The organism is Compostibacillus humi, from assembly GCF_014637175.1.
In the GTDB taxonomy this organism is placed as follows: Bacteria; Bacillota; Bacilli; order Bacillales; family Amphibacillaceae; genus Oceanobacillus; species Oceanobacillus humi.
The window spans coordinates 1-26,171 of the sequence record NZ_BMEV01000048.1 but is presented as its reverse complement, the minus strand read 5'-3'; the positions used below and the strand labels follow the sequence as shown (position 1 = coordinate 26,171).

Sequence of the window (26,171 nt, the reverse complement as noted above, 5' to 3'; positions counted from 1 at the left end):
CGGAAGAATGTCAATGGGTTCCTTTGTTTCCCCATTTGCGATAATGACTTGATATTTACCTTCTTTTGTATCGCCTTTGTATTCATCGATGGAGATGACACGAGGAAGCTCCTTTACATCTTTTAGCTCTTTCTCTGCAAGCTCATCAAATCTGCGAATGATAGTAGATGGGGAAGCGCCAAATTGCTGGCTAATTTCTTTAAATGTCTTCGCTCTTACACTGCGTATATTTACGGCTCGATTCCATTCTTTAGAAAATCTCTGATAACGATCTACAATCGAATTCTTCTCGTAAAATCTCTTGCCACATGTATCACATCTATATCTGCGCTTCCGATAAAAAATATAGCTTAAACGCTCAAACCATTTTAAATGCTTGATTTTTTGCACTCGATAATCATGTATTTTTCGCGTTTTTTTACCACATTTTGGGCATATATGGGTTTGGACCTCCATTTCGACAAATATGGCTATTCGATCCTCAAATTCCTCCACCTTTGTAATAATTACATCTTCTAAACCAGGAATTTTTATGGTATTATTCATTTACGCGCTTCTCCTCTCTTTTTGCTTGTTTCTGATCAATTCAAGTATAAAAGAAATTGGAGAAGCGTGTTTTTATTTGTCTTTAAATTATTTCTAAACCCCAACATTTAGTATAGAGCCTTAATCCAAATGATTAATACCGAATGGAAATATATACCCTAGAATAAAAAGAGAAGCAGTCACTTCCCTTCTGTGACTGCTTCTCTTGCAAATTATTCTTTTTGCTCCGGCTCTTCCGCCGGTTTGTTTTGCTCTTTGCTATCATCGGTTTCTTCTTTTAACTTCTTATCTGCCTTTTCCTTTGCTTCTTCGTAGGACATTCCGACCTGTTCCTCTTTCGACTGAATGTTTACTTTGACATCTTCTTTCTTCGGTTCCGGATCAGGCAGCTTTCCTTCTTCAAAAAGGGACTTAATTTGTTTTGCATCCAGCGTTTCTACTTCCAGCAAAGTCTCAGCGATAAGTTCCAATTTATCCCGATGTTCGGTAAGAATTTTCTTCGCCCGATCGTAGCAATAATTGATAAAGTTTTGCATTTCTTTATCGATTTCTTGAGCAATGGCTTCACTATAAGTTTGTTCATTATGGAGGTCACGTCCTAAGAAAACATTCCCTCCGCCGCCGCTGGAAAATTGGATAGGGCCGATTTTATCACTCATACCATATTCGGTAATCATCTTATGGGCAATATTCGTAGCGCGCTGGAAGTCATTGTGGGCGCCTGTACTTACTTCGCCGAATACAATTTCTTCCGCTACCCGTCCCCCTAACAGACCGGTAATTTTATCAAACAGTTCTGGCTTCGTCATAAAGTAGCGGTCTTCTTTCGGCAGCATGACGGCATAGCCGCCAGCCTGGCCTCGAGGTACGATGGTCACTTTATGCACTACATCCGCCTCGTCTAAGACCATCCCGATTACCGTATGCCCGCTCTCATGGTAAGCAACGATTCTCCGTTCTTTTTCCGAGATTACCCTGCTCTTCTTGGCAGGTCCGGCAATGACCCGGTCTGTCGCTTCATCGATATCATCTTTATTAATGTAATTGCGGTTATCCCTTGCAGCTACTAAAGCAGCTTCGTTAAGCAAGTTTTCTAAATCCGCGCCAGAGAAACCTGGTGTCCGCATCGCGATAGCACGCAAATCGACGCTATCATCAAGCGGTTTATTGCGGGCATGCACTTTTAATACTGCTTCCCGGCCATTTACATCCGGTCTGTCTACCGTAATTTGTCTGTCAAACCGTCCAGGCCGTAATAGCGCCGGGTCTAAAATATCGGCACGGTTTGTCGCCGCAATTATGATGATTCCTTCATTCGAATCAAATCCGTCCATTTCGACGAGCAACTGGTTTAATGTTTGCTCCCGTTCATCGTGGCCGCCTCCAAGACCAGCGCCGCGCTGACGACCTACCGCGTCAATTTCATCGATAAATATAATACAAGGGGCATTTTTCTTCGCATTTTCAAACAAATCACGGACCCGGGATGCACCAACCCCAACAAACATTTCAACAAAGTCGGATCCGCTGATGGAGAAAAAGGGCACTCCCGCTTCCCCTGCAACCGCACGGGCAAGCAATGTTTTCCCGGTACCAGGAGGACCTACTAATAGTACCCCTTTAGGTATGCGGGCACCGACAGCAGTAAATTTGCGCGGGTCTTTCAAAAATTCTACAACCTCGACAAGTTCCTGCTTTTCTTCATCGGCACCTGCCACGTCTTTAAAGCGAACTTTTTTCTTATCTTCCGTATACATTTTCGCTTTGCTTTTCCCAAAATTCATTACCCGGCCGCCACCGCCGCCGCCCTGGGCTTGACTCAATATGAACAGGAAAAATAATCCGATTAATAAAAATGGTAAAATACCCGTTAAAAACGTCAGCCATGGACTCGGCTGCTCTTCTTCCTGAACATGGAGAATGCTCTGCTGTTGAGCCGTTTCTGTAACTTGAGCGATAATTTCAGTATTATCTGGTATATGGGCAATAAATGGGGTTTCGCCATCTCGAAGCGTTCCCGTTACCCGATATATTCCATGAGTAGGCTGCAGTGTCATTTCGACAACTTGGCCATTATTTAACGCGTCCATAAATTGCTGTACATTTAATTGTTCCCTTTCTTCTCCTGGACCATTGATCACACCGATAATGCCGATGACGACAAAAACGATGAGGATCCAAAAGAAGACGTTACGAAACATCTGATTCATCACTTACCTCCTCCCAAGCGGGGAAAACTATAGCTTATCGTATCATAGAAAAATAAATACATACAACTAATTTAGCTTTCTGAACTCAAGGTGTTACCAAATGATTAAAAAGCCTTTTTTACGCTCCAATATGTATCGTTTCCCCCTGCATTTTTCCCTTATGTATCCCATTTTCCTTTCCCTTAAGTCTAGCAGTTATTAACTATTCCTTACTATATACTTCTCGTTTCAATACCCCGATATACGGCAGGTTACGATACTTTTCCGCATAATCTAATCCATAGCCAACAACAAATTCGTTTGGCACTTCAAAACCTACCATATCCGCTTTTATATTAGCCGTTCTCCCTTCCGGCTTATCAAGCAAGGTGACAATTTTAATGGATTTTGCCTTCCGGTACTTAAACAAATCAACAAGATAGCTCAACGTTAAGCCGCTATCAATAATATCTTCAATAATCAGCAAATCTCTTCCTTCCACTTTCGTATCCAGGTCTTTTAATATTTTCACTTCCCCTGAGGAGCGGGTACCGGAACCGTAGCTCGATACGTCCATAAAGTCCATTTCCAGGTGGCAGTCCATATGGCGTAATATATCGGACATGAATAGAACGGCACCTTTCAATACGCCAATTACTAACGGAAACTTTCCATCATACTCTTCCGTAAGCTGTTTGCCTAATTCGCGGCACTTTTCCTGTATCTCCTCCTCAGTAATTAAAATTTTTTCAATATCATTATGCATGTTGTCTACGGTCATTATATTTCCTCCTAGGAATGTTCTCGTTTTAGCTGTAAATGTATAAAAGGCCCTTCCTTTCCTCTTTCTCCTTTTGGCTCGCCCTTTTTTAGGCCGACCAGCCATAAGATGACATCATTATCATCGACAATCATCGGCCAGTTATTCCTTTCTTCTAAAGGAATTTTTTCATCGATAAATATATCTTTTATTTTCTTTGATCCGTTTAAACCTTTCCAGCGCATTCTGTCTCCCGGTTTTCGTGTTCGGATATGTAAAGGAAGCTTGACGTCAGCTTTGCTGCAATAGTAGGAATCTTTGGCACTTATCGGTTCAGTCGCAGACCAGGCTGCCGTTAACGTATTCCCGTCAGGAAGGACATATTCTCCAGGGATAGATATTGTTTGCCGATCTGTCTCCGCAGAAGCCGGTTCATTAAAATGGAAAATGAGGCGGTTATAGGACCTTGACACTTTCAATTGATTTGGGAAGTCTAGTGTAAGATTCCCTTCATTGCTTTCCAATAGGGTGAAAATTTGCAGCATTTGGATGTAGGAAAGTTTTTTCGGAATGTTCCCTTCATATAGATAGTTTAATATTAGATGAAAGGCCCTTCTTTGTAAAGCTTTGGGACGGGAAGCGAATTTGTCCATTTCCAACGTTGCTTTGCGAGGATTTTCCTGAAGAAAAACTACTTCTTCCACCATTTTTTTCGCTTGTTCCTGCAAATAATGCTCGTCATCTTCTAACGTTTCGCTTAATCGCTGTATGGTAGTATGTATATTAGCGTTTTTCTCTTTTATTAACGGCAGCACGTGGATTCGGAAAAAGTTCCTTGTATAGGAATCATCCGCATTCGTTGCGTCCATTCTCGTTTCTATTCCTTGTTTTTTGCAATATGCTTCGATTTCCTTCCGCCCAACGGCAAGAAGCGGGCGAATGAGCTTTCCGGAAACAAATGGGCGCATAACCGGAATACCGGATAGGCCAGCAGAATCTGCGGACCGGGAAAATTTCATCAACATCGTTTCCAGCTGATCGTCCGCATGGTGTCCTAGTGCGAGTATATCTCCATTCTGTTTTTCCATCATTTCCTGAAAAAAGCGGTAGCGCAAATGACGGGCGGCCACTTCTTCCGAAACGCGGTGCACCTTTATATACGATTTCACATCCACACTAGTTCCTGCGAAAGGAATATTCCACTCTTTACAAACCTTCGCTACAAATTCTAAATCTTTCCGGGATGCGTCTCCCCGCAGCTGATGGTCTACCGAGAGGGCAAGCAGTGTTAAATTCCATTCTTTTTGGATTCGCCGAAAAAAATGGAGCAAGGCCATTGAATCCGGACCTCCGGATACGCCGATTAACACCCTTTTGTTTTTTTCCAATAATCGGTGCTTATTTATAAATGCCTTTACCTTTTCTTCCATCCTTGCCATCTCCGCTTCCTATTCTACCAGTATTATATATGAAAATATCGGGAACTTAAAAGCAGGATACCTATAGAAAAAGAGACAGAAGATAATACCCGAGAGCAATAATTGTAATTCCGAGTGTTTCAATGACAAAAGGCGCATGACGCAGATTATCCTGCTTTTTCCTTGACCTTCTGGATCTGGATGTGCGGGTATTTTGGGATACGATATGGAAAAGTTCCCTCCGCATTTCCGTGCTCGTCTGATATTTTCCGCTAATTGCCTTTTTTAATATTTTTCGGTAAGGAGCGAGCGCCTTTACCTGATCAATTCTTCGATACAGCTGTTGTAACGGCTGTTCTCTTCTTTCAAACTCATTTGGATAAAAAAGATGCAGAAACACCATCGTGAGAGCAAATAAATCATAGCTTTCTTCTGCTCTTCGCGTACCTAATTGCCAGTAGCCCCGGTCATAAAACTCGGTATATTCTTTAATTGCCCTTCCCTTTTGCGTTGTCCCGCCCACATCGACCCAGCGCAGCCTTGGCGGGTTTGTCATGACAATTAAATTGTCCAGTTTTAAATCGCCAAAAATCCATCCCGACTGATGGAGGCGGGTCAAATCGTCCAGCAGCTGCAGCATAAATACTCCAATCCAGGAAGATCCATGCTGTTTGATAAAGGTCCTAAGCGGTATTCCTCTCACATATTCCATGACATAAAAGGAATATACTTTGCCGTTTCTTGTCACCCAGTCATCCACATCCAACAAATAAGGCCCAAGGCTCCCTTGGACCTGCTTCAGCGATGTCAGCACATTTACTTCTACTGTTAAAGATGCCGATTTATCGCTAATTTTTAATGCCACTTCTTGTCCTGCTGCATCACATAGGTAAACAGAACCGACAGCGCCGCTTCCCAATTTCTTTTTGATTCGATACGTTTTATGATGCCATTTTCCGGTAATTACCGTTCCCGGAGGCAAATTAGAAAGAAGATTCATCGCTTTCTGTTTCATGATAGAAGCTCCTTAACAGATTCTTTTTGCTGAACTGGTACATCGCTTCCCTTAGAGCAGGACCAGTAGGAGTAATGCCTCCGCTCGTCAGCTTTGGAAATACGGATTGAATCTCGGAAAAATCAGGAGACCAATCTAATACTTTCTCTGTATCGTTCCGTTTCCCCGGGAAGCGATAAATAGAAAACCGATTATCGCCAATTCGGGAAGTAAGACTAATAGACAGATCGATTAACGAATCTTTTACTGTCGGCAGCTTATCATGCATACTGGCGCTTGTATCAACAAGGACAAGCACCTCTAAGTCGCTCTTTTCTCCCAGGTCCTCTACCACCTCCATAATTTCTCCCCGCTTTTCCGGTTCAATATCTTCTAACCCTTGATCCCGGCCTAATATTTCCTTTAGTTCCTGGTGAACAAATCCTTGTATTGTTTGGGTCATTGCTTGTCTTGTCACCATTTGTACCGTTTGCGCTAAATCCTTGGAATAAACGATTTGACTGACACCGCCGCCGGAACGGGCAATCGCCTCCACTTCCTGTAATCCTTCCACATCCTCTGATTGATTATCATCTAGTATTCCGATAACATTTACTGTAATTCCCTGCTCATAACAAAGCGCTGCAACACTTGCAGGATCTTCCCCCTTGTTCGAGCATCCGTCCGTAATCAGCAATATTTGTCTTAATGTCCCTTTTCTCACGAATGATACCTCCCTTTTCTTTCTACTCATCTTCGCCAGAAAAAGGAGCAATTATACCTCGGCGGAATATAGTTTGATAGAATCCTTTTATAATGCCCTCCCTTCGTAAAAAGGTATGCTTGCCCATTTCGGCTTGTTTCTTTCGATTTTTGCCACTAATACAGTCATGTCATCATCAATTTCTCCAGCTTTCGTACGGATTACTTCCTCCAATAATAAATCAGCAATTTCCTGCGGATCCCTCGTCTCCAATTCCTTTAGCTTCCGCTTCATCCAAATATCCGTATTTTCCACATGCATCGGTCCTTCAAAAATGCCGTCACTGACCATGATCAAAATATCTTCTGCCTTCAGCTGTTCCTGCACAATATCTACATCCACATCCCTGATGATGCCGATCGGCAAATTTCCAGCTTCTATTTTGATTATTTTTTTGCCGCGCATAATAAAACTTGGGGAAGATCCAATCTTTAAAAATTCTGCTGACGCACTATTTAAGTCAATCATCGCCAAATCTAACGTGGCAAACATTTCTTCATTCGAGCGCAATGAAAGAACAGAGTTGATTGACTTAATTGCCACTTTTTCCGGAATACCAGTCTGGAGAATCTGCTGCAATAATCGGAGAGTCTCTTCACTTTCCTCCTTTGCCCGGTATCCGTTGCCCATTCCGTCACTTATCGCCATGGCAAATTTTCCCCGGCCTAATTCCATCGTCAGAAAACTGTCTCCGGAAACAAACCCTCCTCCTTTTGCGGCATTGGCATACCCGGTCGTAATACAATACTCCTTTGCCGACCGGAAAGATAAGTAGCTTGTTCCATTTGGAAAAGGAGAAATATCTTCCTCGTTCACAATGATCATTTCGTCTAAAATATCGGATAGGACAGGTGCGATTAACTTTGCCGCCTCACCGTGATAATCGTAAAAGTTTGCTGTAATTTCGATATCAATATTTCCTTTCTCTAAAGAATAAATATCTACCTTCTCCAGTTCAATGCCCAGTTTTTTCAAAGCTTCGATAATTTGATGCTCCTGAAGTTCGTGGGTTTTCCTTTCCTTTACCATTTCTTTGGCAAAGTCCCCCATCACTTCCGATACACCGAGCAGCTGTTCATGGACAAGCCGTTTGCTTTCTTGCAGCTGTTTTTTCATTTTCCGATGCATTTCAAATATGGAAATTTCTTCTTTCATTACGTCCTCTACTTTATTTGACTTCATGCAGAGGGCATCAAATTCTCTTTTCGTCTTCCAATGGAGTTCGTTTCGGTTTGTCAAATCCTCTTTCATTTTTTCCATTAAATGATAAGTTTTATCAAAATTGTTTACCCAGCATTTATTTTTAAGAAAACAAGATTGACACGTTCTTTCCGTAACTAGGCTGAGGAAATAATCCGTCTCTCTATCTTTTTCCTCTTCATTCTCCTCGACCGGTTCCGGCAGGGCAAAACTTTTTGCCAGCGCGCCGAAAACTTCTGAAAATTGTTCCACCCGTTTTGCCGTCAAATCCCGTATCTTCTGCAAAAACCGCTCCTGTTCTTGCGTATATTCTTCCGTACCTGGGATAAAGCGGGAAATTTGCCGGAAAGAAGCAGCAGGTGTAAGGAAAAAGATAAGTATGGCAAATAACGATTCCAATACAGACGGAAGCAAGGCTGTATTGCCGTACATGCTAATGAGAAAGGTGCCGATCAATAAACCGACGGCGACCCCTGGCTTTTTCCCTTCTTTTAACAGACCCCCGAGCAGCCCGGAAAATGCGAGCAAGCTCATTTGATAGAGTCCTGCCACGTTTGCCAGAGAAAGGACGAGACCAGCAACGACTCCCACGGTAGAACCTATGGCTGCCCCTCCTACAAAAGCGAACACTAAGACGAAGTAGCGGGCAAAAATCTGTTCGATAGCCGCACCGTATATATGCCAGCCGATCATTCCCGTTAATATAGAAACGAGCAGGATCATCATGCAAACGATTTCTTCATTTCTTAAAGAAAAACGATATTTTTTCGGTGATATTAATGGCAGGCTTTGCATAAAAATTAATACTAAGACCGCACCGAGAATTCCTTCTACCGCTAATAGAATCCACTCGTAAGCCAAAAGCTCTCCTTGAATAGAGTAGAGAAATATACGGGGCAGCATCATGGATATGACAACAAATAGCGGAACTAATATTTGCTGATTTTTCTTCCGTTTAAAGAAAGCTGCCAATAACATGAAGATGACAACGGCCAATAATAGGAAAATACTATGCTGAACAGAATAGCTCAGTGCTCCCAGCAATACAGCTCCAATCGATTTCAGCGTCTGTTCTTTGTAAATGAGCCATATGGCAGCAACGAATGCTAAAGCAAATGGGGAAACTTCCGACAAAATAACCGCCCTGCCCAATAGAAACCCGGTCACAACAAATATCCAGCCCTTCTGAATAAAAACATAATGGAGAAACATCAACATGCGCCTGTTCCAACTTTTCCTCTCTTTTTTCATAGAAAATCCGCCCGTCCCCGTTCTTGGTATAGAAGTCATCAATTGAATCTCCTCCCACTTAATTTTCATTCTAGTAAACCATATTTTCCCTGCTAAATTTGTCAAAACAACGGGGAGAAACATAGAAATCGTTCGACCTTTTCTTTAAAAATAAGCGATAATACAACATAATCTGAAACAGAAGGAGGAATCTGTTAAAACCTGATAAAATCAATCGTTTTAGAAGATTTCATAGGAAAATTCAGTTGAGAGGATTGCTATATTCACTCGGATTTTGTTCTCTTTTCGGGAATCTCTGCTGCCGAACGGACGTCCATTTTGGGAATATTTGTGTTATTTTGTAAATAAAATTTTGAAATTATTTCTATTGACATTTATAGCAAATCTATTGTATGATACTTCTTGTTGAATCCTATGGCGGCGTAGCTCAGCTGGCGAGAGCGTACGGTTCATACCCGTGAGGTCGGGGGTTCGATCCCCTCCGCCGCTATCCATACAAAAAAGGTCTGCGTTGTTTCTCAGCAGACCTTTTTTTCATGCAAAAAACAGGTGCTGACGATGCACCTGTTTATTTACCTATCTATTATTACCTATATTACCTACCATTATAATAAGAGCATTACAGTTTTCCCTTTCATAGACAGCTGCTGCTATCCTCTTCTAGCACCTCGACCTCCGCGCTTGGATTCTGTGTGCTTTTTCAAAGAGGCTAAACGGTCTTCCGAATCTCTAAGAAAACGGCTGATTTTTGCCTCAAAGTTTTCCTGTTGTTCCCGGGTATTTCGTCTTGGACGGTCTTTCGCTTTCTTAATAGATAATCCGATTTTGCCGTCTTTCTCGACGTTAATGACCTTTACCTCAACTTCTTCCCCGACTTTCAAATGGTCATTAATATCTTTGACATAGTTGTCGGCAACTTCACTAATATGGACAAGTCCTGTTTTCCCTTTTTCGATTTCTACAAATGCGCCAAAATTAGTGATTCCCGTTACCTTTCCTCGCAGCTTGCTGCCTACTTCGATTGACATAAAAAAAATGCTCCTCCTTAAAAGATTAAATATCATTCTCACTTAAGTATATTAATCAAAAATATACGTGTCAATAAGACGGATCTTCATCGGGAATCTTAAAAATTAATTCCCCTTCTTTAGAAAAAAAGTAATTCGTCCGGGCTATGTCCAATACATAATCCTCTTTTTTCAGCAACTCAATTTCTTCTTTTATTGCTTTTTCTTCCTCTAGTAACGATTGTAATTTTTCATCCAGTTGTTCATATTCCTCCAGCTTTTCAGCGTATACCGCTCGCTGTTTTAAATGATAGCCAATCATGCAGGAAGAAATAATTAACGTAATGATTGCGAAAAGGACGAGTCGGCGGATTAGTCGTTGTTTTTTTCTTTTTTGCCTTTCCAAATAAGCATCATATTGCTTCATATAGCTGGATTCCAATTTCGTTACATTATGCTGCCGTGATGACAATCCCCTTTACCTCCTCCGGAACTTCTTTACACCTCGCATTACTATATTCTTCATTTTACTATAAAATCCTGCTAATTGGTGTAAATAATTTTGGAAACTTTTAGGTAAAAGGTGATAAATTAACTTTCCGAGCCATTTCAGCGGCAGCAATAAGATTCGAAGAAACATTAAGAGAATCTTCCAAATGGTGTGAATCAGCCATAGAACAATCGTCATGATGACGGTAAACATCCATATGATCGGTTTGATCAGCAATGCTTCCACCATGCGGGAAAGGAAGCGGTAAATGCTGGCAATAACACGAATAATCTGTTCCAGCATCCGGAGATAAATGGATTTCACCAATGCCTGGTACATGGAAAAGCCTAACAGTCCGGCGAGAAAAATATAAAATCTTACTTCCCCGTCATTCACCCGATACAATATATAAAAAATGATTGCCGTTTGCACGAGCCAAAAAAGAATTTCAAGGAAGTAGGTTAACACTTTTCTCCTTTTCCAGTAAGGGGAAAAGCGCCGAAATGTATCATACATGGCACCTAAATAAATCCCGCAGAAAACCATGGAAATCATTGTGAGGAATTGTACTTCAAGGGTCATCGGAATAACTTGCTAAAGAAGCCTTTAGCTTTCTCCTGCCCCTGTTCATCGACGTAGGATAGTTCGTAAATTTTCCCTTTAATCGTTACAATCCCTTCGTTCACATCTAAATTTTTTAATTGCAGATTTTGTCCGCGGATGATTAAATACCCCATTACTGTTTCTAGGAGGAATTCTTCATTATCAAAACTGTCAACTTCTTTGACGCCGGAAATTTCCAAATTTCTTCGATTTGTTATTTTTACGCTATGGTCTGTGTGGGTCCGATTCACACTTTCTTTATGGTCATAATAATTCATCCATTACGCCCTCCTTCTCATAAATAACTTTATGAAGGGAGGGACAAGTGTAGAACATTAATCCGCTTTTTCTTCTTTTAAAATCGAGTATAGCGTCGTTGCCTCATCCTTTTTCACCGTTTCCCGGATATCATTGATCCGTACTGTTACTATCTTATGACCGAAGCGAATGGAAAGTTCATCCCCCGGCTGAACGGAAGTAGAAGCTTTGGCCACATTGCCGTTCACCGTAATTCTCCCCTGGTCGGCTATTTCCTTTGCCAATGTCCTCCGCTTAATCAGACGGGATATTTTTAAAAATTTATCTAACCGCATCATTTCCCCTCCTTTCCCTTTGCTTCGTTCCATAATGCGTCCATTTCTTCTAATGAAGCATCATTCAAGTCCTTCCCTGCTTCTTTTAGCCGTTCTTCAATATAGTTGAAGCGCCGGATAAATTTTTCATTGGCTCGGCTTAACGCTGTTTCCGGATTTATTTTATAAAACCTGGCCAAATTGGCAAGGACAAAAAGGACGTCGCCAAACTCATCTTCCACTTTGTCGCGGTTTTCTATCGCCAACGCTTCCTTCACTTCTCCGATTTCCTCCTCAAGTTTTTGCCAGACTTCTTCCGCCCGGTCCCAGTCAAACCCAACTTTGGCTGCTTTTTTCTGCAATTGATATGCTTTGAATAAAGCAGGAAGGGAAGGCGGCACACCGTCCAAAATGGAATTCCGTTCATGGCCTTTCTCCGCTTTTTTCAGTTCCTCCCAGTTCTTATCAATATCCTCTAGGCTCGATACTTTCGTTTCCCCAAATACGTGGGGATGGCGATGAATCATTTTTTCCGTTATTCCCCGTATCACATCATCAATGGAAAAATAGCCGTTATCCTCACCGATTTGACTGTGCAGCATAATGTGCATCAGGAGATCGCCCAGTTCTTCTATGATGCCTTCATCATCGTTGTTGTCAATCGCTTCTATCAGCTCGTACACTTCTTCGATGGCATATTCCCGGAGAGATCCATGGGTTTGTTTCCGGTCCCACGGACATCCTTCAGGCGAGCGCAATTTCTTTATTACAGAACGTAATTTCGGAAAGGTATGATGCAATAATTCCTCCGGCACCGGCGGGACGTAGACGGTCGTCAAGTTGCTGAGCGTCATCTGCCGGTCTAAATCTTCCAGAGGAACGGTAAGTATTTCTTCCCCCTCTGTCCCTGCATGGTGCACAATCTTAATCTCATAGTCATGGGGCAAGTCTTCCAGCAGTATCAATTTCACTTCCGATGCGATAAACGCATCGTACACTTGGCAAAAAATAAGATGATTTCGGTACTGCAGCATATCCCTTTCGAAGGAAGTAGCGTCAATTAATTGAAACCCATCAATCGGATCGATCTTTAAGGCAGCAAATAAATCGTCTAAAAAGCTTTGGCCTCCCAGCACTTCCGTTTCCACATCCGGATGGGAGAGCAAGAGCTTTACTGTTTTTTCTGCTACCATCGGGTGTCCCGGCACCGCATAAAGAATGGAGCCGGAAGCTTTTGCTTCAGCTACTAAACGGTCCACAATCCGCTCGTACACTTCAGCGAATTCGTCTGCTTCCTCATAGACAGAATCAAAGGAGGCAAAAACGACCCCCCTTTTCTTCAAGGAATCGATTACCGGATGGTCCATCGTCCGGGTGTACACTTTTTCTTTTGCATTTGTTAATGCTTCGTATATTTTCACCGGCAGCTGCTCAAATCCGCCTGCTCCTAGGCCGACTACTGTAATTTTGCCCAATGGAATACCTCCTTTACAACTTTGCTAAATATTTTGCAAATGGCAAGAGCTTAAGCTCTGCTTTCGAAAATGCCCCAAACCGGATTAACATGAGGAAAAATAGCAAAGCTCCGGAAATGACGAGAAAAAGCACGAAAAGAAGCAGCATCCATCTTGAGTCCGTAAAGAAAGGGGCAAAAAACTTCATTACGGAAAGATAGAATCCCATCCCGCCAGTCGCAGCAATTAGTGCAGCAACTTGCTTCTTATGTAAAAACACGGCTGGCGCCAGTTCCTTTTTTAGCATTCGCCAGACGGCGAAAAACCAGACAACGACGCTCAATACGGTTGCGAAAGACGCACCGGTCACACCAAAATGGGGAATGAATAATTTGTTCAGCAACATTTTCAGCATAAAGACGAGCCCAATGAGGAAGGCGGTACGCTTCATGAATCCCATTCCTTGAAGGATGGATGAGGCAGTAATTGCCAAGGAACAGAAAAAAATAGCAACCACTAAAATTTGCAAATCTCCCGTTCCTTTATCGTCCTGAAATAAAAGCAGGTTTGTTTCCGGGAATATCAAGATGAGTCCGACGGTTGCCCCAGCGCTGACATAAAGACAAAGGCGTATCGCTGTTGCCACATAGGACTTGAAACTTTCTCCATTTCCATTCGATAGTGCAGGAATAATCGTTAAAGCTAATGATGAAGCGAGTACCGTGCCAAATTGGATCAATGGCTGTCCCCGGTCAAAAATTCCTTTCCTTTCCATCGCCTCTAATTCCCCCATGCCAAATTCCGCCAATTGAGGAACGAAAGTAAAGGTATCTGCCAGCTGCACTGCCAGTAATGCCATATGGTTTAATCCGGCAGCAAAGCCGAGCAGGAATATCGTCCGAATGAACGTTTTCCATGGAATCGCATACTTTTTGGCAGAAAAAGTTTTATTCTTGTACAGAAATCCTGTTAAAAGGATAAATGCAGCAATAAAACCGAAAAGAGAGGCGATCGCGGCGAACTTTCCTATATCGTATATAGGAATTACCTGAAAATAGACAAAAACAGCGACAAAAATAATGATGAAGACCCGGACGAGCTGTTCTGCCACTTGGGAAAGGGCAATCGGCACCATTTCCATGTTTCCTTGAAAAATTCCCCTCCACAGAGCAACAAAAGGAATGCATAAAAAAATGAACGCAGTCCATTGATAGGAACTGGCTAATTGGGGATCTCCCACCGCTTTTGCCAACGGTTCAGACAATAGGAACAGCAACAGGGTTAAACTTACAAAAATAAGCATAAGAACAGTCCAGACAGGAAAAATAAAGCTTGTCCAGCCTACCTCTCTTCCTTGCTCCTTCCAGTCCGCTGCTAATTTTGCTATGCTCGAAGGAAAGGCGTACAATGCAAGAACTGCCGCCATGCCAAGGAAGGGATATATTTGCTGATATACATAGAACCCGACATCCCCGGTTAGATTTTGCAGCGGTATTCGGTATAGCGCGCTTAAAATCTTCCCGGCGATGCTGGCAAAGGTAAGTACGAATGCTCCTTTTACAATATTTTTTGTTACATTTCCATTCACAGTCCAACTTCTCCTATGAAGAAACTTGATAAATTCCAGTTTCCTTGGTAGACATTACCTAATTATACCATAAGGAAAGACATGAAAAACATCTTTCCCAGGCGCTTGAATACGAAAAAAAGGGTGTTCCATATGTATGAACACACCCGTCTGTTAAGTATTTATTCCATTTGTCTTGCCAGGAAACCGGCAGCAGTTTCAATCACTTTTTGCTCTGTTTCACTAATTTTTTCCCCGGATTCTTTCGAAAACAAGAGGACACAGCCGATGGGGTCGCCGCTTGCTACTATTGGACTGATACAATAGGAACTGACTTCCTGCTCAACCCCATCGATAATCTCCAATTGTTTTCCGTCGGCTTCGAATACAGTAACACGGTTCTCAATGATATCTGTAATTTCACTGCTTATCCTTTTATTTAAATAGTCTTTTTTTGATTCCCCGCTAACTGCAATAATTTCATCTCTGTCACTGATCAGTACAGGAAAATGAAGTGAGTCGAACAATGCATCCGCATACTCTTTGGCAAAATGCCCTAATTCGTTAATAGGAGAGTATTTTTTTAAAATTACTTCCCCTTCCCGATCCACAAAAATCTCCAATGGATCACCTTCACGAATTCGCAGCGTTCGGCGGATTTCTTTAGGGATAACAACCCTCCCTAAATCATCAATTCGACGTACAATACCTGTAGCCTTCATTTGAGTAGCCTCACTTTCTATGATGATTACCTTTCTCTCTTACGTGGCCAACTAACTCTGCATTGCGCTATAATCACCAGTGTGCTCATAGTATAATTCAACTACAGGATAATTATACATAACTTGCCATTTTTTCACTGTACAAAGCATATTTTTCTAGCTGACAGGAACACGATTTGCCTCGCTTAATTTCTTAATGAATTCCTGCACCATTTCATAACGGCGATGTTTTGTTTCATTGGACCAAGTATAAATTACCTTTAGTTTTGTGTTTTCTGTACCGAGCTGAATCTCCCTGCCAAATTCGTTGGCAATTTCAAATACTTTTGACCCGTCAATTTCCTGGCTTCGTTCCTCCGTCAAGAGCATAACAATCCGTTTGCCCTTCTCCATAATCGATTCCACCCGTTCCCGCTTCGCATACATTTTTAAGGAAGAAACCGTAATTAAATTGTCCACCTCTTTTGGATAATCCCCAAAGCGGTCGATTAATTCTTCTTTTAATTCTTCAATATCTTCTTCCGTATCAATGGAACGGAATTGCTTGTATATTTCGATCTTCTGCTTTTCATCTTTAATATATTCGTCCGGGATATAAGCATCCAAATTCAATGTCAGTTCCGGTTCAAACGGGGCAATCTCGGTAATTTCCTTTCCTGCCTTCCGTTTCTCGATTGCTTCCTTCAGCATTTGCGAGTACATGTCAAAACCGACTGAATCGATAAATCCGTGCTGCTGTGCGCCGAGCAAATTCCCAGCACCACGAATCGACAAATCCCGCATGGCAATTTTAAATCCTGAGCCCAATTCGGTAAATTCTTTGATGGCCTGAAGCCGTTTTTCAGCCACTTCGGTTAATACTTTATCTTTATGATAGGTAAAATAAGCATAGGCTACCCGGTTTGAACGGCCGACCCGTCCGCGCAGCTGGTACAGCTGGCTCAGTCCCATATGATCCGCATTTGTAACAATTAACGTATTGACGTTAGGAATATCCACGCCCGTTTCAATAATCGTTGTGCTTACCAATACGTCAAATTCCCCTTCCAGGAAACTGACGATGACATTTTCCAATTCGGTTTCACTCATCCTGCCGTGGGCGATGGCGATTCTTGCATCAGGAACGAGCATGCCGACATCTCTTGCCACCTTGTCAATCGATTCTACCCGATTATGAAGGAAAAACACTTGGCCTCCTCTGCCCATTTCCCGTTCAATCGCTTCCCTGACGACAATCGGATTATATTCCATCACATAAGTTTGGATTGGGAAACGATTTTCCGGCGGAGTTTCAATGACCGACAAATCCCGTACACCTAATAAAGACATGTGCAATGTTCTTGGAATCGGCGTTGCTGTCAAGGTTAATACGTCAACGTTCGTTTTCATTTGCTTAATCTTTTCTTTATGTTTCACGCCAAAGCGCTGCTCCTCATCCACGACGAGCAAGCCTAAATCGTAAAATTCTACATCCTTTGATAAGAGCCGATGGGTGCCGATGACAACATCCACTGTTCCTTTTTTAATCCCTTTAATCGTTTCTTGCTGTTGTTTCCTCGTTCGGAACCTGCTTAACAGCCCGATTTCAATCGGATAATCTTGGAATCGTTCGCGGATTGTATCGTAATGCTGTTGGGCGAGAATCGTAGTCGGTACGAGAATGGCGACTTGCTTTCCGTCCATCACCGCTTTAAAAGCAGCACGAATGGCAACTTCCGTTTTTCCATAGCCGACATCACCGCAAAGGAGACGATCCATCGGCCGGTCCTTTTCCATATCTTCTTTGATTTCTGCAATACACCTTAATTGATCCTCTGTTTCCTGATATGGGAAAGAAGCTTCAAATTCCCGCTGCATCTCCGTATCTTTAGAAAAAGCAAAGCCTTTCCGTGTTTCCCGCTCCGCATACAGTTTAATTAAATCATCAGCAATATCTTCTACACTGGATTGGACTTTCCGCTTTACTTTTGCCCATTCGGTCCCGCCTAATTTGTACAGTTTCGGTTCTTTTCCTTCCGAACCGACATATTTTTGAACCAGGTCAATTTGATCAATGGGAACATATAGTTTGTCATCTCCGGAGTAGCGGATAAGCATAAAATCTTTATGCAGACCGTTAATCTCCAACGTTTCAATACCCAAATATTTGCCGACGCCATGGTTTGTATGGACAACATAGTCCCCGACTTTTAATTCCTGGTAGCTCTTGATCCGCTCTGCATTGGATATTTTTTGCCTTTTCCGTTGCCGTTTAATGCGCTTTTTGAACAGTTCGTTTTCCGTAATGATGACTAATTTGTGCATCGGCAACTCGATGCCGCTAGAAAGCTGGCCGACGACAATTGCCGGCATTTGCACAGGCAAATTTAATTTTTTTGCTACTTCTGCCTCAATTTCATAATCTTGGAATATCGAATGGATTTTCTCTGCCCGCTGTTCACTCGGGGCAAAAACAATGACGGAAAAACCGCCTTTTTCCCAGCGCTTTAATTCATTTTTAAACAGATGCATTTGCCCGTGAAATTCCTGCATCGGCCGGGATGACAGATTTACAATGTTTTGCGGATTCGTATTCGGTATATGCCTTAAAAATACGGACATATACAAACGGGGCTGATGCATCCGCGACCATACCGATTCCCAATCATAGGAAAATTTTCCCTTTTGGATCATTTTCCCGGCTTCAAGCAAACTGCTGTACCATTCCGCTTCTTCTTTATCCAAATTTACTGCTGTTTCATGAATCCGGTTCATTTCATCTAATAAAATAATTCCATCCTGCGGGAGATAATCTAATAAACTAGCAGGTTTTTCGTAAAAATAGCCAATATATTTATACATTTCCTGAAAGCGTTCAAAGTTCTTCAGACGGTCCACATCATACTCAATCGTTTCTATTAACAATTCCTTTTTTTCCGAATTCTTCATTTTGCTTAGCGTATCTTGAAGACCGTCTTCCAGCCGGTTGGCAGCCGAAAGCAAATCTTCTTCCGTCAACAGCAATTCCGAGGCAGGCTTAACGATGACCGACTGCTCCTTTGTTAATGAACGCTGGGTATCAGCATCAAAATAGCGAATGGAATCAACTTCGTTATCAAAGAGTTCCACACGAATCGGATGTTCCTCTGTTATCGGGTAAATGTCGATAATTCCTCCCCGCACAGAAAACTCTCCAGGTGTCGTCACCATGGACACTCGTTCATATCCCATATCAACGAAAGATGTTAAGTAGTTTTCAATATTTATTTCTTCCCCGACGGTAAATGGCAGCTGATATTTTTCCCAATAGTCCGGCGGGGGGAGGATCCGCTTAACCGCTGCAATCGGGGCAACGAGAATCCCATTTTTTCTTTTTGACCATTGGGTTAAAGCATCGATTCGCTGGCTTCTTAATTCTGGTGAGGCTACGGCAATTTCCGAGGCAATAAGCTCATTTACTGGATATAGATGAACATTTTCCTCTCCAATAAATTCTACTAAATCGTCATAGAGTTCCTGTGCATGTACAAGTTGATGGGTGATAAGCAGTACCGGCCGCTCAACGGATTGTTGAACAATGGAAACTAGCATACTTCTAGCTGAACCAGATACGCCGGCAATAAGCTGTTCTTTCAATCCGTTTTTCAGTCCATTGACGACCGACTGGATATCCTCTTTCCCTTGCAAATAACTGATGAATTCCTTCATTGTTGTACCCCCGTAATATCCTTTCATATAAGCACAAAAACGCTTTGGTTCTCGGCCAAAGCTTTGTCAAAACATTATTGTATAAAAAAATCCAATTCGTGATAATGCGGATAACGTCCTAAAGTTTCCTCGCAATTTTCGCAAATAGTTAAAACTTCAATATCTCCATTATCTAAATAATGAATCATTTCTTCCTTTTCCTTCGGCGATAATTGTTCAAAACCTAACATTTCTGTATCAATAACTTGCTGTTCTATTCTTCCTATCTCGTGTTTGCAATGTCTGCAATGATATATAACTGCCAATCATGGACCCCCTCGGAAAAAATTCTACATTAAAAGTTTATCCGGGAGGTAAATTATTATACGTTCACGAAAAGATGCTGTTACTAAAGATATGTTATCATTACCGATTATATTCATTCATTACTTCGAGAAAGTCTGTCCCTCGAATCCACGCTTCGCATGCATCAGCGGATTTTTCAATGCTTCCCTTAACGGCGACCTCTTCTTCCTTGGAAAAGTTTCCCAACACATAATCCATGATGGGAATGTTCGTTTCCGGTCTGCCGATGCCGATGCGAATCCGTTTAAAATCTTTCGTTCCCAAATGATCAATCGTATTTCTCACCCCGTTATGTCCTCCATGACCGCCCTTCGTCCGCAGCCGGATTTTCCCGGCAGGCAAGTCCAAATCATCATATATAACGAGGAGATCTTCCAATTCAATCTGGTAATATTTCATTATGGCGGAGATGGATTCTCCGGACAAGTTCATATATGTCTGCGGTTTAAGCAGCAAAACCTTTTCTCCCGCCAAACTTTCCAAGGCGTAAATTCCTTTAAATTTCTTCTTATTTAATTGCCAATGATGGCGCTTCACTAATTCGTCAATAACCATAAAGCCAACGTTATGTCTTGTCTTTTCATATTTATTTCCGGGATTTCCCAATCCGACGATACATTTCATAGGTTCTCTTCTCCCTTTTCTTCGCAGAAATAACATGATATACCCCTTAAATAAAGAATTTTCCAACATAGACAAACAACAAGCCCCCCTACATTTATCCGTTCTTGTAGGAGGGTAGCAATCGTTATATTAATCAAAAAGGATGCTAACCGATTTTAGTTCATGGATGCGGGTAATCGCTTCTCCAATTAACGGTGCAACCGAAAGTACGGTAATTTTATCGATCTGTTTTTCTTCCGGCAGCGGAATGCTGTTTGTTACGACTAACTCACGGATTTGAGAATTTTCAATTCGTTCGATGGCTGGGCCCGACAAAACCGGATGGGTGCAGCATGCATATACTTCCTTTGCGCCATTTTCAATGAGGGCGTTGGCTGCCAATGTCATTGTTCCCGCCGTATCAATAATGTCGTCCACTAAAATAGCTGTTTTTCCTTCGATATTCCCGATAATATTCATCACTTCGGCCACGTTCGGTCTCGGTCTGCGCTTATCGATAATGCCAATCGGCGCTTTAAGCCTGTCTGCCATTTTCCGCGCCCGTGTTACGCCGCCGTGGTCCGGGGAGACGATAATGACATCTTCTAAATTTTTCTTTTCAATATAGTTGGACAAAATCGGAACCCCTTGCAAATGATCAATCGGGATATTAAAAAATCCTTGAATTTGCGGGGCATGGAGGTCTAACGTAATAACCCGATTGGCACCAGCGGTTTCGATTAAGTCAGCAACGAGTTTCGCTGCAATCGGCTCCCGGGAGCGGGCTTTCCGGTCCTGCCTTGCATACCCGTAATAAGGGATGACGATGTTAATCGATTTTGCAGAAGCCCGTTTCAAAGCATCGATCATAATTAAGAGTTCCATCATATGGGTATTTACCGGGGCGCACGTCGATTGAATTACATACACATCACAACCGCGGACACTTTCCTCGATGTTAATTTGCACTTCACCGTCACTAAATTTAGATACAGTACATTTCCCCAATGTAACTCCAATATGACTGGCAATATCCTCTGCTAATTTTCGGTTTGAATTTAAGGAAAAAACTTTCAACGATGAATCGTTGTATTGAGATGACATAAAATATTTACCCTCCGTTATTTTCTCTTTCTGTTTTTTATTTTTTTGGCATAGCCTTCTTTATTTTCCTGTCTTGCCCTGGCAACGGACAAAGCATCTTCCGGCACGTCTTTCGTAATCGTCGATCCGGCAGCGACATATGATCCTTTGCCGATCGTTACCGGTGCAATCAAATTGGAGTTACAGCCAATAAATGCATCGTCTTCTATCGTCGTCGTATATTTTTTGTAGCCATCGTAATTTACTGTAATCGTTCCACAGCCGACATTTACATTTTCCCCAATATTGGCATCTCCAAGATATGTTAAATGGGATGCTTTGCTGCCATTTCCCATAACTGTTTTCTTGATTTCAACAAAGTTTCCGATCTTTGTATCGTTACCAATAGCAGAATCCGGCCGAATATGGGCAAACGGACCAATATTTACCCGCTGGCCAATTTTGCTGTTTCTTGCCACACTATGCTGAACAACTGAATTTTCCCCAATAAGGCAGTTTTCTATTTCGCTATTTGGACCGATTTCCGCATTTGCCTTAATAACAGTCGAACCTTTTAAAATTGTTCCCGGGTGGATGACGGCATCCGCCTCAATGATGACTTCTGGTTCTATATACGTATGGTCTGGGTCAATGATGGAGACACCATTCCGCAGGTGGCCTTCATTAATGCGCCGCTTCATAATTTTTTCCGCCTTTGCCAAAGCAACACGGTCATTCACGCCGAGGGTTTCTTCAAAATCAGGGGTCATATAGGCAGATACCTTTTTCCCTTTATTCCGGAGGATTTCGATGACGTCCGGCAAATAATACTCGCCTTGGGCATTGTCATTGGACACTTCTTCCAGGGCTGCAAACAGTGCTTCATTATCGAAACAATAAGTTCCCGTATTGATTTCTTGGACGAGCAGTTCATCTTCACTGGCATCTTTATGCTCAACAATGCGCTCTACCTCACCTTGCCCGTTGCGAATCACCCTTCCGTAACCGGTCGGGTCATCGGTTTGGGCAGTTAAAATCGTTGCGCCGGCGCCTTCTTTTTCATGGAAGGTAATTAATGCTTCAAAGGTGGTGCTCGTAATTAACGGCGTGTCGCCGCATACGACGATCGTCGTTCCCTTTTTTCCTTTGAGCAAGGGCTCTGCCTGCATTACCGCATGACCAGTCCCTAACTGCTCTTCCTGTAAAGCAAATTCCGACTCCCCTTCAAGGGTTTCCTTCACTTTCTCTGCTCCAAAACCTACAATCGTGACAATTTTATTTAAATGTAAGGGCTTTAATTGCTGCACAACATGCTGTACCATCGGTCGGCCTAATACCGGGTGGAGTACTTTATACAGCTTTGACTTCATTCTCGTTCCTTGCCCTGCTGCCAAAACGACAGCATATCGATTTGTCATAAAGGAACCTCCCAAGTATAACTTTTATGACTAAATTACACAAAATTCTACAAAGAGTGCAAATGCCTGCTTCACATTATCCTTTATAAAATATATCTTAAATAACATATGATTTCAATAGATTGAACAATATAACGGGAGTGGGAAAAATCATCCATAAAAAGGGATTTCGGGTGAAAAAAGGTGTCACAACGGCTGACATGGGATACAAGGAGAAGAATAAGATTGCAGGGAAGATTTGGAAGGTGACAAACATCACTTTGTAACGGCTTACAAAAAAAGAAGACTAATCTTTAAAAGATTAGACTCCTTTCTATCTTTTTATTAAGAAGCTCCAGCTTCTTCATATTCAACTTCCGCCTCACCTTGACGGTGGTATTCCTCGAGTACAGCATCTTGAATCTTTGCACGGGTTCCAGAATTAATTGGATGTGCAATATCTCGGAATTCACCGTCTGGAGTGCGTTTCGACGGCATCGCCACGAACAACCCATTGTTACCGTCAATGACACGGATATCATGGACTACAAATTCCTGATCCAAAGTAATGGATGCGATAGCACGCATTCTGCCTTCTGTGTTAACGCGGCGTAATCTTACGTCGGTTACTTCCATGATGTATTCACCACCTTTTCCCTTAGAACTTATTTTAATAGTTCTCCAAAACTATTAAAATTCCTGCTAAAATAGAAAAAAAATTATATATTTTTTTAAAAAATATTTTTTATACAGGAAAAGGCGGTATTTATCGACCTTTGTTAGAATATATTTCCGGGTTGAACGTCTATAATTTGTTTCGCCATATCCAAATTCGTAATTTTTACTAGAGACGTATAGTCGGTTACAATCCGTTCATCCTCTTCATCATCCGCTTCCGCTAACACTCCAATTGCTTGTACTTCGGCATGGAATTCAGCGAGCAAATTCATCATCCCTTGGATGGTGCCTCCTGCTTTCATAAAATCATCAATGATGCAAACCCGGCTTCCTTCCTGCAAACTTCGCTTCGGCAAAACCATCGTCTGAATTTTGCGGGAAGAACCGGATACGTAATTAATGCTGACCGATGGGCCTTCCGTAACTTTCGGGTCCCTTCTCACAATGACGACCGGCACATTCAAATAGGCTGCAACAGCATAGGCCAATGGAATCCCCTTCGTAGCCACGGTAACGACCGTATCAATTTCTAAGCTGCTAAACCGGGAAGCAAAAATATGGCCGATTTGCCGGACCATTCCCGGATCCCCTAATATATCGCTCATATACAAATAGCCGCCGGGCAAAATCCGCTCCGGGTCTTCCAGCTTGCGGCATAATGATTGAATAAAAGCCAAACTTTTTTCATCGGATAATACCGGAATAAATTTTACTCCGCCGCCAGCACCCGTCGTCCGGTGCAAATATCCGCATCCTTGTTTTTGAAAGACGGCATCAATAATATCTAAATCCTCACTAATCGAAGACTTTGTCGTATTGCAAAGCTCTACAAAAAACGGCAATTGTATATGTTCCCTTGGATGTTCCAGAAAATAATTCGTGATTACGACCAATCGTTGGCTCCGTTTCATGTCTACACCTCAAAAACCGTATATTTTTATATTAATATATCATTAACATACGTTTTTTGCCATATTCAGCCTGTTAAGCGCACTAAATATACTTCGTCGCAAAAACCGCGCATCCCATTATAAATCCGTTTTGCCTGCCGTTCATTCTCAACTAGGCCGAATACGGTCGGCCCGCTGCCGCTCATCATAACCCCCGGCGCCCCCATTTTGATCATTGTTTCTTTTATATCCAAGACTTCCGGATGCATCTTTCCTGTAATCGGTTCTAAGGAATTGCTTATGTAGGAACATAATTTATAAAAATCTTTCTCTTCTAATGCTTCGATTACTTTTTCTGTCTTTGGATGGTGGATTTTTTCCAAGTCCACTTGGGCAAAGACGTTTCTCGTCGACACACCAATGTCCGGTTTGGCAAGCACGACCCAACAAGGGGGCGGGGAAACTAATTTTTCAATTTGTTCTCCGTACCCTCTGGCAATAGCCGTATTTCCATATATGCAAAAAGATACATCAGCGCCAAGGCTTGCGCCAAGCTTTGCCAGTTCCTCAGCAGGTATGTTCAGATTCCAGATTTTGTTCAGTCCCCGGATGACTGCAGCCGCATCACTGCTTCCGCCTCCCAATCCAGCAGAAACGGGAATATGTTTTTCGATCCGGATATGAACTCCGCGTTTAATCCCATACTTTTTTTTAAATGCTTCCGCTGCCTGGTAAGCAAGATTCCTCTCATCACTGGGAACATATCTGCTTTCTAAGGAAAGCACAATTTTATCATCCTCGAGAGGAGTCAACTCAATATGATCCGACAGATCAATCGTCGTCATTATCATTTCCACGTTATGGTAACCGTCTTCTCTTTTGCTTATGACATCGAGGGATAAGTTTATTTTCGCCGGGGCTTTTTCAAAAAGGGTCATGCCTATCACCTAATTTTATTTATAATCCACCGCATATTTTCCGTCGCCTTTTGATAAAAAAATTGTAACATATTCAATCGGAAACTTCATTTCACGGTAAGGCAATTCCTTGTATTTTCAATATTGCCAATCATTACCGGAATATATGCAAAAAGCAGATCCGGTTATTCGGATCTGCCTCTTGCCATCATGCTCTCTTGTGCTATTTCAATTGCCCGTTTCACCATGTTTCCCGCATCTTTCGCCCGGATTCCGCCCCAGCCTTCCTGCTGTACAGTGTCGTAAAAACCTAACTCCTTTGCTATTTCTTCCTTTAGCTGGTCAGACATTACCCCTCGGCGTCTCGCCATAGAAGAAACCTCCCCTTTCAAGTTATGGTTTACGACATTCTTATCCTATGCAGCCGGCTTATTTTTACAGCTGTTAACTTTAGCCAAAATAAAAAAAGACAGCAGACCTGATTGTCTGCTGCTTGCTTAAAGGAGTGATTTATTGCGGTCATCTAAAAAACTGATTTCCACAGTTTCTGTTAACACATCGGCATAGCTGTAGGATACACGTTCAAATGCGTTTTCATCCTGGTCTAATTCAACGATGAAAACGGATGGGTAAATTTCTGCCAGCACACCAGACCGCTCAACTGTCTTTCTTCGGCCGCCATTGGCCTTTAATCTTAGTCTTTTTCCAACCTGACCTTCCAGACCTCGTTTAATTTCTGCTAATGATTTAGCCAACACACTCCACCTCACTGTATTCATTATAACAAATCCCTAAGTAATTGTCAAAATAGATTATTATAACAGGATACATTTTTTCATGTCAACAAAGATTCATGTCTACTTTTTGTATTATTTGTAAATGTTAACAATTTATGTATGTTTTCTTCAATTTCTTTACATTCCAATTGAGATAGGGGGAGGTGACTAACCTCCGTCCCTCTCACACCACCGTACGTACGGTTCCGTATACGGCGGTTCCAGATTATGTATGACGCAAAATTTCATATCTAGCGGA

Annotated in this window: 25 protein-coding genes and 1 tRNA gene; 1 reads left to right on the top strand and 25 read right to left on the bottom strand. The window is 42.1% G+C overall.

Translation table 11 applies throughout. The features are described 5' to 3' along the window. The 7 genes from IEV18_RS12135 to spoIIE form a co-directional block, all read right to left on the bottom strand. Positions 1-546: transposase family protein (locus IEV18_RS12135; protein WP_188392649.1), on the bottom strand; the 546-nt coding region annotated here is incomplete at its 3' end. A gap of 212 nt (positions 547-758) precedes the next feature. Further along, entirely contained in the window at positions 759-2,756 is a 1,998-nt protein-coding gene (ftsH, locus tag IEV18_RS12130) for an ATP-dependent zinc metalloprotease FtsH (protein WP_188392648.1), read from the bottom strand. Positions 2,757-2,958: 202 nt separating this feature from the next. Then, complete coding sequence (gene hpt / locus IEV18_RS12125) at positions 2,959-3,501, bottom strand: hypoxanthine phosphoribosyltransferase (RefSeq protein ID WP_188392650.1); 543 nt, start codon at positions 3,499-3,501, stop codon at positions 2,959-2,961. 26 nt (positions 3,502-3,527) lie between these two features. Next, a complete protein-coding gene (gene tilS / locus IEV18_RS12120) occupies positions 3,528-4,925 on the bottom strand; it encodes a tRNA lysidine(34) synthetase TilS (protein ID WP_188392647.1) in 1,398 nt (465 codons plus the stop codon). 70 nt (positions 4,926-4,995) lie between these two features. Next, complete coding sequence (gene prkT, locus IEV18_RS12115) at positions 4,996-5,928, bottom strand: serine/threonine protein kinase PrkT (RefSeq protein WP_188392646.1); 933 nt, start codon at positions 5,926-5,928, stop codon at positions 4,996-4,998. Beyond that, positions 5,897-6,631, bottom strand: coding sequence for a vWA domain-containing protein (locus tag IEV18_RS12110; RefSeq protein WP_188392645.1), 735 nt, complete (start codon positions 6,629-6,631; stop codon positions 5,897-5,899). The genes prkT and IEV18_RS12110 overlap by 32 nt, the downstream gene beginning before the upstream one ends. 87 nt (positions 6,632-6,718) lie before the next feature. Then, on the bottom strand, positions 6,719-9,160 hold the full coding sequence (gene spoIIE, locus IEV18_RS12105) for a stage II sporulation protein E (RefSeq protein ID WP_188392644.1): 2,442 nt from the start codon (positions 9,158-9,160) through the stop codon (positions 6,719-6,721). 377 nt (positions 9,161-9,537) lie between these two features. On the opposite strand from spoIIE, the gene IEV18_RS12100 reads away from it, so the two are divergent. After that, a tRNA-Met gene (locus IEV18_RS12100) sits at positions 9,538-9,611 on the top strand. A gap of 160 nt (positions 9,612-9,771) precedes the next feature. Here the strand turns inward: IEV18_RS12100 and IEV18_RS12095 are convergent. The 18 genes from IEV18_RS12095 to veg form a co-directional block, all read right to left on the bottom strand. Further along, complete coding sequence (locus tag IEV18_RS12095; protein ID WP_188392643.1) at positions 9,772-10,149, bottom strand: S1 domain-containing RNA-binding protein; 378 nt, start codon at positions 10,147-10,149, stop codon at positions 9,772-9,774. A gap of 70 nt (positions 10,150-10,219) precedes the next feature. Then, positions 10,220-10,600: an FtsB family cell division protein gene (locus IEV18_RS12090; RefSeq protein WP_188392642.1), complete on the bottom strand. Its 381-nt coding sequence runs from the start codon at positions 10,598-10,600 to the stop codon at positions 10,220-10,222. A 6-nt stretch (positions 10,601-10,606) separates the two neighbouring features. Then, a complete protein-coding gene (gene yabQ / locus IEV18_RS12085) occupies positions 10,607-11,200 on the bottom strand; it encodes a spore cortex biosynthesis protein YabQ (protein WP_188392641.1) in 594 nt (197 codons plus the stop codon). Then, the gene (gene yabP, locus IEV18_RS12080; RefSeq protein WP_188392640.1) at positions 11,197-11,499 is read right to left on the bottom strand and encodes a sporulation protein YabP; all 303 of its coding nucleotides are present in this window, start codon (positions 11,497-11,499) and stop codon (positions 11,197-11,199) included. Before yabP ends, yabQ begins: the two co-directional genes overlap by 4 nt. Before the next feature lie 57 nt (positions 11,500-11,556). Beyond that, the gene (locus IEV18_RS12075) at positions 11,557-11,814 is read right to left on the bottom strand and encodes an RNA-binding S4 domain-containing protein (protein WP_188392639.1); all 258 of its coding nucleotides are present in this window, start codon (positions 11,812-11,814) and stop codon (positions 11,557-11,559) included. Next, positions 11,814-13,268 carry a bifunctional methyltransferase/pyrophosphohydrolase YabN gene (gene yabN, locus IEV18_RS12070; protein ID WP_188392638.1) on the bottom strand — a complete coding sequence of 485 codons (1,455 nt, stop codon included), beginning with the start codon at positions 13,266-13,268 and terminating at the stop codon, positions 11,814-11,816. The genes IEV18_RS12075 and yabN overlap by 1 nt, the downstream gene beginning before the upstream one ends. Positions 13,269-13,281: 13 nt before the next feature. Continuing rightward, a complete protein-coding gene (locus tag IEV18_RS12065) occupies positions 13,282-14,835 on the bottom strand; it encodes a putative polysaccharide biosynthesis protein (RefSeq protein WP_188392637.1) in 1,554 nt (517 codons plus the stop codon). A 161-nt stretch (positions 14,836-14,996) separates the two neighbouring features. Beyond that, complete coding sequence (gene spoVT, locus IEV18_RS12060) at positions 14,997-15,536, bottom strand: stage V sporulation protein T (protein ID WP_188392636.1); 540 nt, start codon at positions 15,534-15,536, stop codon at positions 14,997-14,999. Between the two features lie 156 nt (positions 15,537-15,692). Beyond that, positions 15,693-19,223: a transcription-repair coupling factor gene (gene mfd / locus IEV18_RS12055; RefSeq protein WP_188392635.1), complete on the bottom strand. Its 3,531-nt coding sequence runs from the start codon at positions 19,221-19,223 to the stop codon at positions 15,693-15,695. 74 nt (positions 19,224-19,297) lie between these two features. After that, positions 19,298-19,528, bottom strand: coding sequence for an anti-sigma-F factor Fin (gene fin / locus IEV18_RS12050; RefSeq protein WP_188392634.1), 231 nt, complete (start codon positions 19,526-19,528; stop codon positions 19,298-19,300). Positions 19,529-19,628: 100 nt separating this feature from the next. Beyond that, on the bottom strand, positions 19,629-20,192 hold the full coding sequence (gene pth / locus IEV18_RS12045) for an aminoacyl-tRNA hydrolase (protein ID WP_188392633.1): 564 nt from the start codon (positions 20,190-20,192) through the stop codon (positions 19,629-19,631). Positions 20,193-20,321: 129 nt separating this feature from the next. Further along, a complete protein-coding gene (locus IEV18_RS12040; protein WP_188392632.1) occupies positions 20,322-21,275 on the bottom strand; it encodes a ribose-phosphate diphosphokinase in 954 nt (317 codons plus the stop codon). Positions 21,276-21,292: 17 nt separating this feature from the next. Beyond that, positions 21,293-22,672 (bottom strand): bifunctional UDP-N-acetylglucosamine diphosphorylase/glucosamine-1-phosphate N-acetyltransferase GlmU, encoded by a 1,380-nt coding sequence (gene glmU, locus IEV18_RS12035; protein WP_188392631.1) that lies wholly within the window; start codon positions 22,670-22,672, stop codon positions 21,293-21,295. A 324-nt stretch (positions 22,673-22,996) separates the two neighbouring features. Beyond that, complete coding sequence (gene spoVG, locus IEV18_RS12030; RefSeq protein WP_188392630.1) at positions 22,997-23,287, bottom strand: septation regulator SpoVG; 291 nt, start codon at positions 23,285-23,287, stop codon at positions 22,997-22,999. A gap of 143 nt (positions 23,288-23,430) precedes the next feature. After that, positions 23,431-24,240 (bottom strand): pur operon repressor, encoded by an 810-nt coding sequence (gene purR / locus IEV18_RS12025; RefSeq protein ID WP_188392629.1) that lies wholly within the window; start codon positions 24,238-24,240, stop codon positions 23,431-23,433. A 65-nt stretch (positions 24,241-24,305) separates the two neighbouring features. Then, positions 24,306-25,157: a 4-(cytidine 5'-diphospho)-2-C-methyl-D-erythritol kinase gene (gene ispE, locus IEV18_RS12020; protein WP_188392628.1), complete on the bottom strand. Its 852-nt coding sequence runs from the start codon at positions 25,155-25,157 to the stop codon at positions 24,306-24,308. A 164-nt stretch (positions 25,158-25,321) separates the two neighbouring features. Next, positions 25,322-25,507 carry a small, acid-soluble spore protein, alpha/beta type gene (locus IEV18_RS12015; RefSeq protein ID WP_188392627.1) on the bottom strand — a complete coding sequence of 62 codons (186 nt, stop codon included), beginning with the start codon at positions 25,505-25,507 and terminating at the stop codon, positions 25,322-25,324. A 126-nt stretch (positions 25,508-25,633) separates the two neighbouring features. Then, the gene (gene veg / locus IEV18_RS12010; protein WP_188392626.1) at positions 25,634-25,891 is read right to left on the bottom strand and encodes a biofilm formation stimulator Veg; all 258 of its coding nucleotides are present in this window, start codon (positions 25,889-25,891) and stop codon (positions 25,634-25,636) included. Positions 25,892-26,171 lie beyond the last annotated feature (280 nt).

What these genes read in the sequence shown, in the direction of transcription:
- ispE (WP_188392628.1), bottom strand. Translation starts at nt 25,157, where the DNA reads ATGACCCTTTTTGAAAAAGCCCCGGCGAAAATAAACTTATCCCTCGAT.
- yabQ (WP_188392641.1), bottom strand. Translation starts at nt 11,200, where the DNA reads ATGACCCTTGAAGTACAATTCCTCACAATGATTTCCATGGTTTTCTGC.
- IEV18_RS12040 (WP_188392632.1), bottom strand. Translation starts at nt 21,275, where the DNA reads ATGTCATCTCAATACAACGATTCATCGTTGAAAGTTTTTTCCTTAAAT.
- spoVT (WP_188392636.1), bottom strand. Translation starts at nt 15,536, where the DNA reads ATGAAGGCTACAGGTATTGTACGTCGAATTGATGATTTAGGGAGGGTT.
- IEV18_RS12015 (WP_188392627.1), bottom strand. Translation starts at nt 25,507, where the DNA reads ATGGCGAGACGCCGAGGGGTAATGTCTGACCAGCTAAAGGAAGAAATA.
- IEV18_RS12075 (WP_188392639.1), bottom strand. Translation starts at nt 11,814, where the DNA reads ATGCGGTTAGATAAATTTTTAAAAATATCCCGTCTGATTAAGCGGAGG.
- IEV18_RS12095 (WP_188392643.1), bottom strand. Translation starts at nt 10,149, where the DNA reads ATGTCAATCGAAGTAGGCAGCAAGCTGCGAGGAAAGGTAACGGGAATC.
- prkT (WP_188392646.1), bottom strand. Translation starts at nt 5,928, where the DNA reads ATGAAACAGAAAGCGATGAATCTTCTTTCTAATTTGCCTCCGGGAACG.
- tilS (WP_188392647.1), bottom strand. Translation starts at nt 4,925, where the DNA reads ATGGAAGAAAAGGTAAAGGCATTTATAAATAAGCACCGATTATTGGAA.
- ftsH (WP_188392648.1), bottom strand. Translation starts at nt 2,756, where the DNA reads ATGAATCAGATGTTTCGTAACGTCTTCTTTTGGATCCTCATCGTTTTT.
- purR (WP_188392629.1), bottom strand. Translation starts at nt 24,240, where the DNA reads ATGAAACGGAGCCAACGATTGGTCGTAATCACGAATTATTTTCTGGAA.
- hpt (WP_188392650.1), bottom strand. Translation starts at nt 3,501, where the DNA reads ATGCATAATGATATTGAAAAAATTTTAATTACTGAGGAGGAGATACAG.
- spoIIE (WP_188392644.1), bottom strand. Translation starts at nt 9,160, where the DNA reads ATGACTTCTATACCAAGAACGGGGACGGGCGGATTTTCTATGAAAAAA.
- mfd (WP_188392635.1), bottom strand. Translation starts at nt 19,223, where the DNA reads ATGAAGGAATTCATCAGTTATTTGCAAGGGAAAGAGGATATCCAGTCG.
- pth (WP_188392633.1), bottom strand. Translation starts at nt 20,192, where the DNA reads ATGAAATGTATCGTCGGATTGGGAAATCCCGGAAATAAATATGAAAAG.
- yabP (WP_188392640.1), bottom strand. Translation starts at nt 11,499, where the DNA reads ATGAATTATTATGACCATAAAGAAAGTGTGAATCGGACCCACACAGAC.
- glmU (WP_188392631.1), bottom strand. Translation starts at nt 22,672, where the DNA reads ATGACAAATCGATATGCTGTCGTTTTGGCAGCAGGGCAAGGAACGAGA.
- spoVG (WP_188392630.1), bottom strand. Translation starts at nt 23,287, where the DNA reads ATGGAAGTAACCGACGTAAGATTACGCCGCGTTAACACAGAAGGCAGA.